Raw genomic sequence first — 16,193 nt, forward strand, 5'->3', positions numbered from 1 at the left:
CCGCCGAACCGCCGGCCCACGTGCTACCTCGCCCGGCGAAGCAACGCGACCGTCGAGAGCGCGACCGCCAGAGCGATCAGTCCCCACCGCGCGACGTTCGCACCGTCGAAGGCGCCCTGGCCCTTCCGCGAGGCCTCGCCGGCCTCACGCGCCGCGTCCACCGTCACCGCGCCGTGGTGGTGCTCGGCCGAGGCCGCGCCGAGCACGACGATCGGCGCCGGGTGCTCCGGCTCGGAGGCGTCGAGCGCGACCTGGTCCCACACCACCGTCGACCCGTCGCTGTACTGCTGGGTCGTCGGCAGCGGGACGGCGCTCTTGTCCTTGGGCCAAGGGCCGGCGGAGAAGGTGAAGACTCCGAACTCGGACGGACCGAGGCCGCCGTCCTTCGCCTGCCACACGATCCTGGTCACCCGGTCCTGGACGGTCTCCACCTTGGCGGTCCACCCGGCGATCGGCAGCACCTTCGCCGAGGTCAGCGTGACATCCTCGGGAATGGTCACGATCAGCCCGACCGTCGAGGCCTTCTCGCTCTCCGTCGGCACGCTCAGCCGGACCGCGCCGTAGCCGCCCCGCTTCGGCGCCGAGGAGTCGTCGACCCGTACGTGTGCGTCGGCCGGCGCCGGGATCAGGACGAGCGCGGCCGCCGCGGCCGCTCCCGCCAGCCAGTTCCTCACCGCGTCGTCAGCCCCTTCTGCCACCGGGTGAGGTAGCGCTGCAGGAGCGCCATCACCGCGTTGACAGCGACGCCCAGCAGGCCTAGGGCCAGGATCCCGGCGTAGATCTTCGGAGTCTGGAACCGGAGACTGGCGTTGTTGATGTAGATGCCGAGCCCGTGCGCGCCGCCGACGAGCTCGGCCGCGACCAGAGCCGTGAAGGCGTTGGCCGCCGCCAGCCGGATGCCCGGGAAGAACGCCGGGACCGCGGCGGGCAGCACCACTTGGGTGAAGATGTAGAACTTGCCGGCACCGAGGGTCCGAGCCGAGTTGATCAGGATGCGCTCCACGCCGCCGACCGCGGCCACCGCGTTGATGAAGATCGGCCAGAAGCAGGCCCAGACCACGATGGCGATCTTCGACTCCTCGTCGATGCCGAGGAACGCCACGAAGACCGGCAGCAGCGCCAGCAGTGAAAGGTTGCGGAAGAACACCAGGACGGGCTCGGCGAACTTGCCGAACACCGGGTTCGAGCCGACCAGAATGCCGAGCACGATCCCCGTCACCAGGGCGACCGAGAAGCCGATCAGCGCCCGCTGGATACTCGGCCACGCGTCGGCCAGGATCGAGCCGTCCGCGAGGCCGCCGATGAACGCCGTGACGGTGTCCTGCGGCGTGGACAGGTAGAGGGAATCGATCAGCCCGCGGTTGATCGCCAGCCACCAGATCACCAGGAATCCGAACAGGCCGGCGGTGCCGTAGAGGTACCTGTCGTACTTGGTGAGGAAGGGGTTGGGCCGCTTGGGCCGTCTGACGGCGGCCTCGGCGACCTCGGCCGGGACCGGCTCAGTCGTCGCCGTTGCCAATGCGCACCTCCTCCTCGAGGATCCGCGAGACCTGCGAGCGGATCCGGGTGAACTCCGTGGTGCTGCGCGACTCGGTGCTGCGCGGGCGCGGCAGGCCGACGTCGATGAGGTCCTTCACCCGGCCGGGCGTGCGGGTCATCACCGCGATCCGGTCGGACAGGAAGATCGCCTCGTCGATCGAGTGGGTCACGAACAGGACGGTCTTCTTCGTCGCACCGGACTCCCAGATGCGCAGCAGCTCGCCCTGCAGGAACTCGCGGGTCTGCGCGTCCAGGGCGGCGAACGGCTCGTCGAACACCAGGATCTCCGGCTCGTAGGCGAGGACGCGAGCGATCGCGACGCGTTGGCGCATACCACCGGAGAGCTGATGCGGCAGCCGGTTGGCCGCAGCGCTGAGTCCGACGGTCCGCAGCACCTCCGCCGCCCGCTCGCGGCGCTCCGCTCGCGGTACACCCCGGATCTTCAGCCCGACCTCGACGTTCTTCTGCGCCGACAGCCACGGAAACAGCGCGTAACTCTGGAAGACGACCCCGACGTCCTTGTTGACCCCCTCGACGTGCCGGCCGTCGACGAGGACGTCACCGCCCTCGTAGCTGTCCAGGCCGGCCAGGATGTTGAGGAAGGTGGACTTCCCGCAGCCGCTGGGACCGAGCAGGGAGACGAACTCTCCGCTGGAGATCTGCAGATCGAATCCTTCCAGGACGGTGTGCAGGCCTCCCTTGGCATGCGCGTCCGGGTAGTGTTTGGCAACCTGTCGGGCGTCGATCTTCCATTCCGGGCCGCTGCCATTTCTGGAGGCGGCTCGCCGGGTATGGCCGAGCACCTGTGGACTCATCGAAATCGGCTTCCCTCGCGCGTAGGAGGCGCCGGGCCTGGTACGGCCCGGCGCTTGACGCTGCTACTTCTGGACCAGCGGGCTGTTGAGAATTCCGGAGTTCTGCTCGGCAGTGATGATCGTCTTGTTCGTGGTCTGCGAATCCAGAAGATCGGCGGTCTTCGCATACGGGTTGTAGGCGTTGGTCGCCATGTCCTCGATCTTGACGCTGCGCCAGGTCGGGGTGACCTCGCCGACCTGCTCGACCAGGTCCCACCACAGGTTCAGGCTCGCCTTGTCCAGCAGCGCGTTGGGCGCGTAGTGCCAGTTGGTGGTCTGCTCGACCGGGTATCCGGTGGTCTTGCCGGCGATCTCCGCCGACTCCTTCGGATGCTCGTTGGCCCAGTTCGCGGTCTTCGCGATGATGCCCACGAACTCCCGGGCCGCCTGCGGATGCGCCTTCAGCCACTTGTTGCTCGCCTTGAACGGCGCCTGGCCGCCCAGCTCACCCCAGTCGTCGAAGGACGTCGCGATCTGCGTGAACTTGCTCTTCTGAGTGAGCAGCACGCCCACCAGCGGCGGGTGGAAGACCCCGAGGTCGATGTCGCCCCGCTCCAGCGCCGGTGCGACCAGCTCGGCCTTGAGCTCGACGAACTGGACCTTGCTCAGGTCCACCCCGTTACTCTTGAGCAGCCGCTTGATGACCAGATCCGTGCAGCTGTTGACGCCCGACACACCGATCTTGCCGCCCTCGATCGCCTTGAGGTTCTTCAGCGTGATGGGCGAGCCGGCCTTCACGAAGTAGGCCATGTGCGGCTCGTTGGGCAGGTCGAGCATGCTCGAGGCGATGACCGTGAAACCCTTGACGCCCTTCGAGTAGGCCGTGATGTTGTCGCTCTGCATACCGGTGGCGATGTCCACCTTGCCCTGGTCCAGCAGCTGCGTGGCGGGCACCGTCGTCGCCGGGCCGACGTACTCCGGACGGACCCCGGCGTTCTTCCAGTAGCCGAGCTCGTCCGCGATCCGGACCAGCGATAGCGCTGTCGGTGAGTTGGCGAACCGGAAGGCGACGTAGCCCTTGTCGGCGGCCTTGCCGCAGCCGGACAGCAGTGCCGACGCCGCGGCCAGCGCGGCCGCAGCCGCGATCACCCTCGACAGCCTTCCGGCACGGCGTTTCCTAGCGACGGGGCTTCTGACTGCCCCGTATCCCCTACTGCCGCTCATGGGCGGTTCCTCTCGCGCAGCCGCGCACGACGGTCGTCCGTGCGCGGAAAGTGGGGCCGAAGGTCGTATCCGGGCAGTGGCCACCGCCGCCCGGGACTCGGATGTGATCGGGTTCGGTGCTGTTCCGTCTCGCTGCGCGTGATCCGCGCCTTCGCGGCCCGCCACGGCCAGGACGATCACGCCGGAAGCACTCGGCATCTGCTGCCCTGTGCCGGCCCGCCCTTTGTGTTCAAGCTGGCCAATGCCAAGTCTCAAGCGCCGGACGGCAGCTATCAACGCCACCGCGCTTCACGAATCCCGTAGCTGAACTTCAGGGAGTGGCGAGGTGGTCCGCTCGTGGTCGTCGGCCGTGTGCATGGACGACTTCTGAGACAGACGGTTTCTGAGACAGTGGCCACCACTACACTCGTCCGGTCCGACTGAGAACTCCGCGCCGGTCGGGATCGGGCTCGGCCGGCTGGCCGATATCGCGACGGTGATCGGCGGGGCGGAGGCTCCGCGACATGGATGTGGCCGCACAGACCGGCGTCGGCGGCGTCGCGGCAACCTTGGAGCAATCCAAATCCACAATGAACAGCCGAAAGAGAGCTACCCGCTGATCATGCGGTATGCCAGGTACGGGAAGGGCGGTCATCTACGCGGGTAGCGACATCATGGTGATTTTCGTATCGTGCACGCATGCATGACCAGTCGCCGCCGCCGCACGATTACCGGTGGTGGCGGTGGGCCCCGCCCCTCGGACTGCTCGCCGCCGCAATGCTCCTCTGCGGCGTCGGAGCGTTCTGGACGGCCGACGAAGACTACGACGGCGTGACAAGCATGCTCAACCCCGTCTTCCTCGGCACCTGTTGCGGCGCAGTCGTGCTGGTCATCGCGGCCCCGGTGGTGTGGTGGACGACCCGTAACTCCGATAGGCAGCGCTGAGGGCGTCAACATCCACCGCCTGGTTCAGACCGCCATCCGCGCTGGGCATCGCGACTCGGGCGCCTGCGCGGCCGCGGTGGCCGCGCTGCTGGCCGCCATACCGCCAGGCAGCAGCCCGGAGTCGGATGTACACACCTGGCCGGACTGGGCGCGCATCGCCCCGCACATCGAGGCGATCGCCGCCCGGCTGCGCGGCTCCGACGCTCCCGCCGTCGATCCGGAGCTGACCATCCGGGCCAGCCGGCTGCTCGGCATCTGCGGCTTCTACCGGCGCGGCCAGGTCCGGTACGGCACCCGTGGTACTCAGAGGTCCGCTACGTTTGTCGGTCAAGGTTTGCCGGCGAAGTGGGAGACGGTGACGATGACATCGTTCGACGATCACGAGCGGTTGCGGTGGGCGGGACGCGCGGCGGCGTATCAGCGCAGTTTCGCAGCGCTGTGTGCCTATCCCTCGGAGGCCTTGCTGGATGCGGCGGGCGTCGAGGCCGGCCATCGGATGCTGGATGCTGGCACCGGCCCCGGAACCCTCGCCGCTCTGGCATGCGCACGTGGCGCTGCCGTCGTGGCTGTCGACGCGGAGCCGAGCATGGTGGACCTGGCACGCCTGCGGGTTCCCGAAGCCGAAGTCCGCCAAGCGACGCTGCCGAACCTGCCGTTCGCCGACGGGTGCTTCGACGCAGCCGTGGCTAACTTTGTGATCAACCATGTCGGTGACCCTGCGGCCGCGGTTGTTGAACTTCGCCGCGTCGTGCGCCCCGGCGGACGGATCGCCGTGACAGTCTGGCCCTACCCCCAGCCACCCCTGCAACGACTCTGGGGCGAGATCTTCAATGCCTCCGGCGCCTCACGCCCTGGCGCTATGCCCAGACTGGACGCCGACAAGGACTTTCCCCGCACTCCTGAGGGTCTCTCGGCGCTGCTGGCTGACGTCGGACTTTCCGATGTGCATTGCTACACAATCACCTGGACGCATCACACTGATCCAGAGGACTGGTGGAGCGGACCGGCCAACGGCATCGGCGCCCCGGGTCTGCTGATGGAACACCAGCCACCGACCATGATCACCCGCATTCGGCATGAATATGACAGGCTCACCGCCGCCTACCGCAGCGATGACGGGCTGCTCGCGTTGCCGACCGCCGCCCTGCTGGCATCCGCTGCCGTGTGCTGACGGCTTGCGCTCATGCAGATGCAGTCATTGTCTTGAGAGTGGGGTGCGGACTGTGCGGGCGGCGGTCACGTCGTGCTGCCAGGCGTCGCCCCCGGGCGACCTGTGCCGTTCCGCCGGGACTCCGGCCACCAGTTGTCTAGCTTCCTAACATGCTAGCCTCTGATGATGGGCGCGGAGGTCAAACAGTTCAACGTCTACCTGCCGGTGGATCTCATCAAAGAGGTCAAGCACCACGCCGTCGAAACCGAAATGTCGCTGTCGGCGCTTGTGGCGGAGGCGCTGGAAAGCTACCTGGCCGCCCACCGATCCGCATCAGCCGAGAAGGAGACCTGATGACGACCGATGGCATCGAGGGTGTGTATCTCGAAACCCACAACTGGGGTAAGACGGCCAAGTTCCTCCAGGCGCTCGGGTTCAACGTCGAGTTCACCTCCGACCACGGCTCCGGCCTTCTCCGCAACGGCTCCGGGCCATACGTGATTCTCAACGAGATTCCCGAGGATGAGCAGCCGCAGACCCAGGTGGTGTTGAAGGTTCCCGACGCCGAGAAGTTCCCGGCGGACACGACCCTCGACGTGGTGACCCCGTTCGAGGAGACGCACTACGGCACCCGGCGGATGATCGTCCGGGACCCCGACGGCCGGATCTGGAGTCTGGAGGCGCCGGCCGGAAAGTGAGGCCGGGACTGCCGCATCGCGACGTCTGTGATTCACCTCCGGCGCGCTAAATGGTAGCAAGCTAGAATGCTAGCATCGAGCGAAATGGGCGCCCACGACCGCGCACGAAGGGGCCAGAAGGATGAAACGCCAATGGTGGACGCTCGTGGTCGTCTGCGCCGCGACGTTCATGCTGCTGCTGGACGTCACGATCGTGGTCGTCGCGCTGCCGGACGTGCAGCACGCGCTCGGCGCGACCTTCAGCGGCCTGCAGTGGACCACGGACGCGTACGCGTTGAGCCTCGCCGCGCTCCTGCTGACCGCAGGCTCGCTGGCCGACCAGTATGGACGCCGCCGGCTCTTCCTGATCGGCATGGTGATCTTCACGCTTGCCTCGCTGCTCTGCGGCGTCGCGCGGAGTCAGGAGATGCTCATCGGCTCCCGCGCCGTGCAGGGCGTCGGCGGGGCGATCCTGTTCACCACCTCGCTGGCACTGCTGGCCAGCACGTTCCGCGGACGCGACCGGGGCACCGCGTTCGGCATCTGGGGGGCGGTCGCCGGCGTCGCCACGGCGCTCGGCCCGATCCTCGGCGGCGTGATCACCAGTGGGATCAGCTGGCGCGGCATCTTCCTGGTGAACCTGCCGATCGGCATCGCAGCGGTGGTGCTGGCCGCGAGGCTGGTCGAGGAGTCCAAGGCGCCGCGCGCCTCCCGGATCGACGGTCTCGGCGTCGTCACGCTCACGATCGGGCTGTTCAGCCTGGTGTACGCGTTGGTCCGGGCCAGCGAGCGCGGCTGGGGCGAGCACGGCGTGCTGCTCTGCTTCGTGCTGGCCGCCGTGTTCCTGGTCGCCTTCGTCGTGGTCGAGTTTCGGGTCGCGGAGCCCATGTTCGACCTGTCGCTGCTGCGCACACCGACGTTCCTGGGCGGCTCGATCGCGGCGTTCGCGATGAACGCCTCGCTCTTCGCGATGTTCCTCTACATCGTGCTGTACCTGCAGGACGACCTCGGCTTCAGCCCGCTGCAGACCGGCGCCCGGCTGCTGGTCAGCTCGGCCGCCACCCTGGTTGCCGCGATGGCGGCCGGCCGGCTGCTCAGCCAGGTGCCCACCAGGTGGCTGATCGGACCCGGCCTGGTCCTGGTCGGTGCGGGCCTGGTGCTCATGCGGGGCGTGTCGGCCGATTCGTCCTGGACCCACCTGATCCCCGGGTTCATCGTGTCCGGCATCGGCGCCGGCATGGTCAACCCGCCGCTCGCCTCGACCGCGATCGGCGTGGTCCCGGTGTGGAAGGCGGGCATGGCCTCCGGCGTCAACCAGACCTTCCGCCAGGTCGGCATCGCGGTCGGCATCGCCCTGTACGGCTCGCTGTTCAGTTCGGCGTTGGTCTCGGCGTTGCGCGACCACAGCTCGACGCTGCCCGGCGTCGAGCTCGACCGGACGGCCGATGCGGTGCGGATGGGCTCGGCCGGCCAGGCGATCGCGAGCGCCCCGGCCGGCCTGCGCGGCCAGTTGGCCGCCGCCCTGCACGAGAGCTTCGCCTCCGCGCTCAACGAGATCCTGCTCGCCAGCGGCCTGGTCGCCCTGGCCGGCGGGGTGCTCGCCGGCCTGCTGATCCGGCAGAAGGACTTCGTCGTTGCGCAACAGGCACCCGACCCGGCGGCCTCCGGGTCACCGGCTCCCAGCCGCTGACCGGCGGGGACGGCCAGCCCCGTCCCCGCGGCAGAGGCGCCCGCGCGGGCCGGTCCGGGCGGCCGCCCCCGACGCCGAGGGCGGCCGCGTGCGGTCACAGCCGCAGACCGGTGCCGTGCACGCCGTACTCGTCGATGAGGGCCAGTTCCGGCTCGGTCAGCGGCGGGAAGCTCAGCGCCTGGATGTTGTGCTCCAGCTGCCAGGTCGAACTGGCGCCGACAAGCGCCGAGGTCACCTGCGGCTGGCGCAGCACCCATTGCAGCGCCAGCTGGGCCAGCGACTGGCCGCGTTCGGCGGCGATGCGGTTGAGCGCCGCGGCCCGCTGCCGGTAGGTGTCGTCGATGACGTCGGGCGACAGGAACGGGCTGTCCTGGGCCCGCGCACCGTCCGGGATGCCGTCGAGGTACTTGGCCGTGAGCAGGCCCTGGGCCAGCGGCGAGTAGACGACGAGGCCGAAGCCGTCCTCGGCGGAGAGCTTGAGCAGGCCGTTCAGTTCCGGGCGGCGGTCGAAGATGGAGTACCGCGGCTGGTGCACGAGCAGCGGCACGCCCGCCTGGCGCAACAGCACGGCCGCCTCGTGCGCCCGCTCGGGCGCGTAGTTGGAGATTCCGACGTACAGCGCCTTGCCCTGCTGGACCGCGCTGACGAGCGCGCCGACGGTCTCCTCCAGCGGCGTGGTCAGGTCGGGGCTGTGGCTGTAGAAGATGTCGACGTGGTCGGTGCCGAGGTCGCGCAGGCTGTGCTCGAGCGAGGTGAGCAGCGACTTGCGGGAGCCGCCCTTGGAGTAGGGGCCGGGCCCGATCGGGTTGCCCGCCTTCGTCGTCAGGATCAGCTCGTCGCGGTACGGCGCCAGGTCCGCGCGCAGGAGGCGGCCGAAGACCTGCTGGGCGGCGCGGTGCGGCGGGCCGTACCGGTCGGCGTTGTCGAAATGGGTGATGCCGAGGTCGAAGGCGCGCAGCAGGATCTCGCGCTGGGTCGCGTAGGAGCGGTCGGTGCCGAACTTCTGCCACAGGCCGAAGGAGATCGCCGGCAGGTCGAGGCCGGAGTTGCCGGCCCGGCGGTACTCCAGCCGCTCGTAGCGGTCCTCGGCCGCGCTGTAGGTCATCGCTGCGGCTCCTCACCGCGACGCAGGGTGACCGGCTGCGACGACGGGGTGTCGTGGCCGGTGTCGCGCTCCAGGTGCGTCGTGTCGGTCATACGGATCTCCTCAGAACAGTCCGGTGGTGGGTGGGTCTTCGCCGGTCAGGTGGAACGCGCCCGTCACGGCCGCCTTCCACTGCCTGGGATTGTGGTTCGCGGCGGTGCGGGCGTTGCGCCAGTGCCGGTCGAAGCCCAGGTCACGGTCGGTGATCGAGCCTCCCCCGACGTCGAAGAGCAGCTCGGTGGCTCGCAGCGCCGACTCGATGGCGATCACCGCGGTCTGCGCGACGGTGACCGCGGCCTCCGCGGCGGCGGCCCGCGCGGGCGCGCCGGTCAGGCCGCGCACGGCCTGCAACGCCTCGCCCGCGAGCAGCACGACCGACCGGGCCGCATGGGCGCGGGCGGCGATCTCGCCGACGGTGTGCCGCACGTACGGATCCTCGGTGCTGCGGGCCGCGGTGCTGTGCTTGATCGGCCGGGCCTTCTCCCGGACGAACCAGACCGCGTCGTCCAGCGCCGCGGCGGCGATGCCGGCCTGGATCGCGGCCAGGTACAGCTGCGCGAACGAGCCGGGCCACGGGGTGTCGCGCCGGGCCTCGTCCCAGGCGACGACCTCGTCGGCCGACAACCGCACGTTGACCAGCCGCGTGGTGCCGCTGGCGGTCAGCCGCTGCCCGACGGCGTCGAAGTCGTCGAGGCGCTGCACCCCCTCGCGGTCCACCGGCACGGTGAAGCTCAGCACGGTCCCGTCCTCGGCCGTGGCCGTGGCACTGAACCACGACGCGTACAGCCCCCCGGTGGAGTAGTACTTCTCGCCGTTGACGACGTAGCCGTCGCCGTCGCGGCGGATGGTGGTGTGCACCACCCCGCTGGGGCCACCGGAGCGTTCGTTGGCGGTGCCGGAGAACAGGTCCCCGTTGTGCAGCCGGCGTAGCAGCGCCGAGCGGTTGGGCAGGTCGCGGCGGCTCGCCACCTGGTTGGCGGTGAGAAAGCTGCTGCGTAGTGCCTGGGCCACGTTGGAGTCGGCCCGGGCGATGGCGATGATCAGGTCGGCGACGTCACGCACCGAGCCGTCGGCGCCGCCGTCATCGGCCGGGATGCCGATCAGGGTGATGCGCGCCTCGGTGAGCGCCCGGACGTCATCGAAGGCGTACACCCGCTCCCGCTCGCGCTGCGCGGCGCCGGACTGCAGGCGGCGCAGGATGGGCTCGGCGGCGGCGCGGATGCTCGCGACGGTGTGCCGCCGCGCGCTACGGCCGGCGTGGATGAGATTGGCCGTCACGACGCCACCGCCACGCTCTCGCGCAGGCCCAGCGCGGCCCGCAGGGTCGCCGGTCGCGGCGCGCCGGCGTCCACCAGCTGCGGCACCAGGTTACGCAGCACGGCGAGGGCCGGCCCGGTGCCGCCGCCGGGCACGAGTTCGAGCCCGTCGAGGCGGTGCTCGGCCGCCCAGGCGAGCAGGGGTGCCGCGCCGGGCGGATCTCCGGGTGCGACCGCGACCCGGCCGAGCAGCGCGACGTCCCGGCGGACCCGTCCGGCGCGCTGCAGGGCCTCCGCGAGGGCCGCGTCGGCGCCGGGCGCCGCCGCCGCGTCGACCACGACGACGTCGGCGGACTCGGCGACCGCGGCCGCGTCCAGGGCGTCGAGGTCGGCGACGACGACCGGGCGGCCCTGCACCGACGAGGGGCCGTCCAGCGGCCCGGCGACGCGGTAGAAGACGCCCTCGTGGTCGATCGGGGCGATGAGCGTGTCGTCGACGACGACACCGCCGTCCTGGTCGCCCACGAGGGCGGTGCGCGGGAACGACTCCCACAGCCGGGTCAGCACCCGGGCGTACTCCGCCCAGCGCCGGGCGGGGCCGGCGGCGCCGGGGTCGGGCGCGGTCGCCTCGCTCACCTCGTCGCCGTCGCCGGCCAGCAGGGCGACGCCGGCCCGCCCGCCGGTGGCCCGGTCGAGCGAGAGCACCCGCCGGGCGGCGTTGTAGGGCGCGTTGTGGGTGGTCGGCAGCTCGGCGACGTAGCCGACACCGCCGTGCACGCCGGCGAGGTACGCGGCGACGACGGTCGGATCGAGCGCCCGGCCCGCGGCCGTGCCGTCGGCGATCCGGATCGCCGCGACGCCGGCGGCCTCGGCGGCCTCGGCGACGGTGACGGCGTCGCGCAGCGCCACCGCCCGCGGGCCGACGCTGATGGTCAACAGGACGGGGATGCTCATGAGGGGACCACTTCCAGGTGTCGGCCGGAGGGGACCGGGGGCAGGCCCAGCCCGAGATGCCCGCGCAGCGTCGTGCCGTCGTACTCGGTGCGGAACAGCCCGCGGCGCTGCAGCTCTGGTATCACGTGATCGGCGAAGTCGTCGAAGCCGGAGGGCAGCACGTCGGGCATCACGTTGAAGCCGTCGGCGGCGCCGGCGTGGAACCACCGTTCGATGTCGTCGGCGATCTGCTCGGGCGTGCCCGTGACGATGCGGTGCCCGCCCCCGCCGGAGAGCTTCTTGAGCAGCTGCCCGAGGGTCGGCCGCTCGGCGTCGATGATCGCCTTGACGACGCGGTAGAAGCTCTGCGAACCGCCGGCCTCGTCGGGGTCGACGAGCAGCTCGGCCGGGATCGGGTCGTCGTCGCGCAGGCCGTCGAGGGAGATCCCGAGCTGGCCGGCGAGCCGGCCGCGGGCGTAGGCGTCCGGCAGGATCTCGTCGAGCAGCTCGCGGCGGGCCCTGGCCTCGGCCTCGGTGGCGCCGACGACGGTCGACAGGCCGGGCAGGACCACGATCTCCTCGGGTCGCCGGCCGAACCGGGCGGCGCCGGCGCGGATCTCGGCGCGGAACGCGCGGGCGTGGCCGAGGTCCTGGTCGGCGGAGAAGATGACCTCGCCGACCCGCGAGGCGAGCCGGCGGCCGGCGCTGGAGCCGCCGGCCTGCACCACGACCGGGCGGACCTGGGGCGAGACCAGGTCGGTCCGCTGCGCCCAGGCGGCGACGACCTGCTCGGTGAACACGGCGGCCCGGCGGTACCGCAGCGCGTGCTCCGGTTCGCCGGGCCGGCCGAAGTTGCGGGCCGCGATGGGCCCGGCGGTCGTCACGACGTTCCAGCCGAAGCGGCCGCCGCTGACGTAGTCGAGGTCGCCGAGCCGGCGGGCCAGCTCCACCGGGTCGTTGTACGACGAGGAGAGCGTCCCGATGAGCCCGATGTGTTCGGTCTGGGCGGCGATACGCGCCAGGACGGTGGTCGGCTCCAGGCTGTTGCCGGGCCGGTGCCGCACGGACGGATCCAGGGCGGGGCCGTCGGCCAGGAACACCGCGTCGAGCTTGGCCCGCTCGGCCTTGCGCGCGATCGACGTGTAGTGCTCGATGGTGTAAGCGGCGGTGGCGTCGGTGCCGGGGAAGCGCCACGAGCCGCCGAAGACGCCGGCGTTGAGGATGTTGACGTTGATGTGCAGCTGACGCGGCATGTCGCGCTCCTCACTGTGCGCCGGCGCGGGCGAGCCCCGCGCCGGGAATCGCGGCCAGCAGTGCTCGGGTGTAGTCGTGCCGCGGCGCCCGGAACACCCGCTCGACGGGGCCGGTCTCGACCACGACGCCGCCGCGCACGACGGTGCCGTCATCGGCGGTCAAGCGCACGACGCTGACCGGCTCGCCGGTCGCGACCAGGACAGCGGCCGGCCGGTGGCGGTGTCGGTTGGTGGTCATCACAGTGGCCCAATCTTGTTGTGTCGTCGGGACCTCCGGGCAGGTAATCATAGTAAATCCATAGAGTTGATATTCTATTTAACCTATAGAGTTAATATAGTATCACGGTTCGTGGCACCGGCCGGCGAAGGGACATCCGATGACAGCAGACCCTGAGGAGCACCCGTTCGTGCGGACGGTGCGCGAGCACGCCGAGCGGGTCCTGCGTCCGGCCGCGCTGCGCACCGACCGCGAGGGCGTCTCCGCCGAGCAGATCGGCGAGCTGCGCACGGTCGGGCTGCTCAACCACCTCGCCCCGGCCCCGTACGGCGGCCGCGGACTGGACCGCGACGCCGACCGCCGCATCCACGAACTGCTGGCGGGGGCGTGCTTCAACACCTGGCTGGTGTGGGCCCAGCACGCCTCCCTGACCGGGCGGCTGGCAGAGTCAGCCGCGGCCGACCGGCCACTGCCGGATCTCGCCCGCCGGGCGCTCACCGGCGAGGTGCTGCTCGGGGCCGGCATCAGCGACGTGCGCAGCTTCCCGCGGCGATACATCGCCGCCACCCGCACCGCCGGTGGGTGGCTGTTCAACGGCACCATCTCATGGGTCAGCGGCTGGGGGCTCAGCCCGGCACTCGCGGTCGCCGCCGTCGAGCCGGCGAGCGAGACCGTCGTGACCGCGCTCGTCGAGGTCGGCGAGCGCACCCGCCCGGCCGCCCCGCTGCACCTTGCCGCCGTGGCCGGCAGCCGGACCGAGCGCATCGTCCTCGACGACGTCTTCGTCCCGGCCGAGCACGTGCTGTCGCAGCGGACGCTGGAGCGGACACGCTTCGAGGACCTCGCGTTGGCCAGCGACGCGCGCGGCCACCACTTCGGGCTGGCGGAGACGGTCCTGCGGGAGCTGCGGGAGACTCCCGATCCGTCGGTACGGGCGGTCGCCGAGACCTGGCGCCCGCGCGTGTCCCGGATCCGCCGGACCGCCTACGCGCTCGCCGACGAGGCGGCCGAAGCCGGCGGCGGCACCCACCGGCTCGCGGAGCGGCTGGCCACGAAGGTCGCCAGCGGCGAGGCGCTGGCCACCTTGACGCGCGCGCTCGTCATCGCCCGCGCCGGCCGGGGCCTCGCCGGCGACGACACCGCGCAGTTGCACGCACGCTCCGCCCTGTTCGTCCTCGTCCAAGGTCAGAGCGCCGACGTGCGCCAGGCCCACCTCGCCCACCTCGCCGACAGACAGGAAAGCCGATGAGCCTCGAATTCCTCTGGTACATCCCAAATCAGGTCACGCCCGGCCACCGCGGCGAGCCGGTCACCGCCGGCCACAACAGTCTCGACACTCTCACCGCCCACGCCCGGGCCTTGGAGGAGCACGGCTGGCGGGGCGCGCTGCTCGGCGCCGGCTGGGGCCGGCCCGACACCTTCACCGTCGCCACCGCCCTGGCCGCCCGGACCACCACGTTCGAGCCACTCATCGCCGTGCGCCCCGGCTACTGGCGACCCGCGAACTTCGCCGCCGCGGCCGCGACCCTGGACCACCTCACCGGGGGCCGCGTGCGGGTCAACATCGTCTCGGGCAAGGACGACCTCGGCGCCTACGGCGACGCCGAGGGCGACCAGGCCCACCGCTACGCCCGGACCAGGGAGTTCCTCCAGCTCGTACGCCGGCTGTGGACCGAGGAGCACGTCTCCTACACCGGCGAGCACTTCTCGGTGACCGGCTCCACGGTGGCACCGCGCATCGAGCCCCGCGACGGCCGGCGCCACCCCAAGCTGTACTTCGGCGGCGCGTCACCGGCCGCCGAGCGGGTCGCCGCGACCGAGGCCGACGTCCAGCTGTTCTGGGGCGAACCGCTGGACGGCGTGCGCGAACGGATCGAACGGCTCACGGCCCTCGGTGCCGAACTCGGCCGCGCGCACGCCCCGCTCGAGTTCGGCCTGCGCATCACCACGCTCGTGCGCGACACCACCGAGGAGGCGTGGGCCGACGCCGAAGCCAAGGTCGCCGAGATGGCCAGGGCGCAGGGAACCACCCCGCAGAACCCGCACCGGCAGACCGCCGTCGGCCAGCAGCGCCTGCTCGACCTCGCCGCCCGTGGCGAGGTCCTCGACGACAACCTCTACACCACCCCCGGCCGGTTCGGCGGCGGTGGCGCGGCCACCACGTGGCTGGTCGGCTCGGCGCAGGACGTGGCGCGGTCGCTGCGCAGGTACGCCGAGCTGGGCATCACCCACTTCGTGCTGTCGGACACGCCGTACCTGCGCGAAATCCGGCGGCAGGGCGAGCAGCTACTGCCGTTGCTGCGCGCGTGAGCCGGTCGCGGCGGTGATCCCGTGGATCCGGCTCACGCCGTGTACATGTCCCGGTGCTGGGCGACGAACTCCTCGACGGATTCGGCGGGCTCGCCGGTGACCTCCTGCACCGTGCTGGTCATGCGGTCGTACCGGTTGTCGCGGTGGAGCCGGGCCATGGTGGTGACGTGCTCCTCGACGTGCGCCCCGAGTCCGGCGTGCTCGACCACCTCCTCGGCCCACGTCTGCGGCGGGACGTCGACATAGGTCACCGGCCGGCCGAGCGCGCGGGAGTACTGCGCGGCGACGCCGTTCATGTCCTGCGACCGGGGACCGGTCAGCTCGAGCACCCGGCCGACGTACGGCTCCGGATCGGTGAGGATCGCCGCGACGACCCGGGCGACGTCGACGGAGGCGATCGGCGACGTGCGTCCTTTCCCGAACGGGAGCCGGATGGTGCCGTCGTCGGCGACGGAGCGTGCGGCCAGCGTGGTGAACAGCGGGGACTCCAGGAAGATCGTCGGGCGCAGGTACACGACCGGCAGCCCCGACCAGCCGAGGATCTGCTCCGCGAGCCAGTGCAGCCGCTGATGATGCGACTCGGTCGTGCTGAGCACGTCCATCTGGGACACGGTCATCTGCGAGATGGAGACGAGCGCCTCGAGGTCGCCCTCGGCGCGGGCCACCGTCGCGACGGTGGCGGCGGCCTCGAGGTAGGAGGGCGCCACGCTCATGCTGAAGTACATCCTGCGAACCCCGTCGAGGGCCGCCGCGACGTCCGTGGGCCGGGTGAGGTCGCCGGCGACGACCTCGGCGCCGAGCGAGCGCAGGGCGTCGGCGCGCTCGTCGTCGTGGTGCACCATCGCGCGCACGGCCACGCCGCGCCGGCGCAGCATCGCCACGACCTGACGGCCCACGCCGCCGACTCCCCCGCCGGCCCCCGTCACCAGCACGGGCTCGGTCTCGGCCATCATGTGCCTCCCCGGTCGTCGCTCCGCGCCGCCGGTCCGCGCCGACGCCGGGGCGAGGACTACCCCGAACGCCGGGGTCTACCCGAAACGGCGCCGCCCGCCGCGAAGGTTCGACCCGCGCACCCTCCAGCG

17 protein-coding genes are annotated in these 16,193 nt (G+C 71.2%); 7 read left to right on the top strand and 10 right to left on the bottom strand.

Annotated elements, in window-relative coordinates; genetic code table 11:
• Positions 1–23: 23 nt before the first annotated feature.
• From AB0367_RS27545 to AB0367_RS27560, 4 genes are all read right to left on the bottom strand, one after another.
• The gene (locus AB0367_RS27545; RefSeq protein WP_366229339.1) at positions 24–674 is read right to left on the bottom strand and encodes a YcnI family protein; all 651 of its coding nucleotides are present in this window, start codon (positions 672–674) and stop codon (positions 24–26) included.
• Complete coding sequence (locus tag AB0367_RS27550; RefSeq protein WP_366229341.1) at positions 671–1,519, bottom strand: ABC transporter permease; 849 nt, start codon at positions 1,517–1,519, stop codon at positions 671–673. Before AB0367_RS27550 ends, AB0367_RS27545 begins: the two co-directional genes overlap by 4 nt.
• Positions 1,500–2,354, bottom strand: a complete 855-nt coding sequence (locus AB0367_RS27555; protein WP_366229342.1) for an ABC transporter ATP-binding protein — start codon at positions 2,352–2,354, stop codon at positions 1,500–1,502. The genes AB0367_RS27550 and AB0367_RS27555 overlap by 20 nt, the downstream gene beginning before the upstream one ends.
• Before the next feature lie 63 nt (positions 2,355–2,417).
• Positions 2,418–3,482, bottom strand: a complete 1,065-nt coding sequence (locus tag AB0367_RS27560; protein ID WP_366229343.1) for an ABC transporter substrate-binding protein — start codon at positions 3,480–3,482, stop codon at positions 2,418–2,420.
• 753 nt (positions 3,483–4,235) lie between these two features.
• On the opposite strand from AB0367_RS27560, the gene AB0367_RS27565 reads away from it, so the two are divergent.
• The 5 genes from AB0367_RS27565 to AB0367_RS27585 all read left to right on the top strand — a co-directional run bounded on the left by AB0367_RS27565 (position 4,236) and on the right by AB0367_RS27585 (position 7,998).
• On the top strand, positions 4,236–4,481 hold the full coding sequence (locus tag AB0367_RS27565; protein ID WP_366229344.1) for a hypothetical protein: 246 nt from the start codon (positions 4,236–4,238) through the stop codon (positions 4,479–4,481).
• Between the two features lie 76 nt (positions 4,482–4,557).
• Positions 4,558–5,652: a class I SAM-dependent methyltransferase gene (locus AB0367_RS27570; protein ID WP_366229345.1), complete on the top strand. Its 1,095-nt coding sequence runs from the start codon at positions 4,558–4,560 to the stop codon at positions 5,650–5,652.
• A 165-nt stretch (positions 5,653–5,817) separates the two neighbouring features.
• Entirely contained in the window at positions 5,818–5,985 is a 168-nt protein-coding gene (locus AB0367_RS27575; RefSeq protein WP_366229346.1) for a ribbon-helix-helix protein, CopG family, read from the top strand.
• Positions 5,985–6,329, top strand: a complete 345-nt coding sequence (locus tag AB0367_RS27580) for a VOC family protein (RefSeq protein WP_366229347.1) — start codon at positions 5,985–5,987, stop codon at positions 6,327–6,329. Before AB0367_RS27575 ends, AB0367_RS27580 begins: the two co-directional genes overlap by 1 nt.
• 121 nt (positions 6,330–6,450) lie before the next feature.
• On the top strand, positions 6,451–7,998 hold the full coding sequence (locus tag AB0367_RS27585; protein ID WP_366229348.1) for an MFS transporter: 1,548 nt from the start codon (positions 6,451–6,453) through the stop codon (positions 7,996–7,998).
• Between the two features lie 94 nt (positions 7,999–8,092).
• Here AB0367_RS27585 and AB0367_RS27590 read toward each other — a convergent pair whose 3' ends face one another.
• From AB0367_RS27590 to AB0367_RS27610, 5 genes are all read right to left on the bottom strand, one after another.
• Positions 8,093–9,103: an aldo/keto reductase gene (locus AB0367_RS27590; protein WP_366229349.1), complete on the bottom strand. Its 1,011-nt coding sequence runs from the start codon at positions 9,101–9,103 to the stop codon at positions 8,093–8,095.
• A gap of 102 nt (positions 9,104–9,205) precedes the next feature.
• The gene (locus AB0367_RS27595) at positions 9,206–10,420 is read right to left on the bottom strand and encodes an acyl-CoA dehydrogenase family protein (protein ID WP_366229350.1); all 1,215 of its coding nucleotides are present in this window, start codon (positions 10,418–10,420) and stop codon (positions 9,206–9,208) included.
• Positions 10,417–11,352: an LLM class flavin-dependent oxidoreductase gene (locus tag AB0367_RS27600; RefSeq protein WP_366229351.1), complete on the bottom strand. Its 936-nt coding sequence runs from the start codon at positions 11,350–11,352 to the stop codon at positions 10,417–10,419. Before AB0367_RS27600 ends, AB0367_RS27595 begins: the two co-directional genes overlap by 4 nt.
• Positions 11,349–12,584 (bottom strand): LLM class flavin-dependent oxidoreductase, encoded by a 1,236-nt coding sequence (locus AB0367_RS27605; protein ID WP_366229352.1) that lies wholly within the window; start codon positions 12,582–12,584, stop codon positions 11,349–11,351. The genes AB0367_RS27600 and AB0367_RS27605 overlap by 4 nt, the downstream gene beginning before the upstream one ends.
• A gap of 10 nt (positions 12,585–12,594) precedes the next feature.
• Positions 12,595–12,822, bottom strand: a complete 228-nt coding sequence (locus AB0367_RS27610) for a hypothetical protein (protein WP_366229354.1) — start codon at positions 12,820–12,822, stop codon at positions 12,595–12,597.
• Between the two features lie 139 nt (positions 12,823–12,961).
• On the opposite strand from AB0367_RS27610, the gene AB0367_RS27615 reads away from it, so the two are divergent.
• Positions 12,962–14,050: an acyl-CoA dehydrogenase family protein gene (locus tag AB0367_RS27615; RefSeq protein WP_366229355.1), complete on the top strand. Its 1,089-nt coding sequence runs from the start codon at positions 12,962–12,964 to the stop codon at positions 14,048–14,050.
• The gene (locus AB0367_RS27620) at positions 14,047–15,111 is read left to right on the top strand and encodes an LLM class flavin-dependent oxidoreductase (RefSeq protein WP_366229356.1); all 1,065 of its coding nucleotides are present in this window, start codon (positions 14,047–14,049) and stop codon (positions 15,109–15,111) included. The genes AB0367_RS27615 and AB0367_RS27620 overlap by 4 nt, the downstream gene beginning before the upstream one ends.
• A gap of 32 nt (positions 15,112–15,143) precedes the next feature.
• Here the strand turns inward: AB0367_RS27620 and AB0367_RS27625 are convergent, their stop codons facing one another.
• Positions 15,144–16,061, bottom strand: coding sequence for an NAD(P)H-binding protein (locus AB0367_RS27625; RefSeq protein WP_366229357.1), 918 nt, complete (start codon positions 16,059–16,061; stop codon positions 15,144–15,146).
• Between the last annotated feature and the right edge of the window lie 132 nt (positions 16,062–16,193).

It is taken from the genome of Dactylosporangium sp. NPDC051484 (assembly GCF_040689395.1).
Lineage (GTDB): Bacteria > Actinomycetota > Actinomycetes > Mycobacteriales > Micromonosporaceae > Dactylosporangium.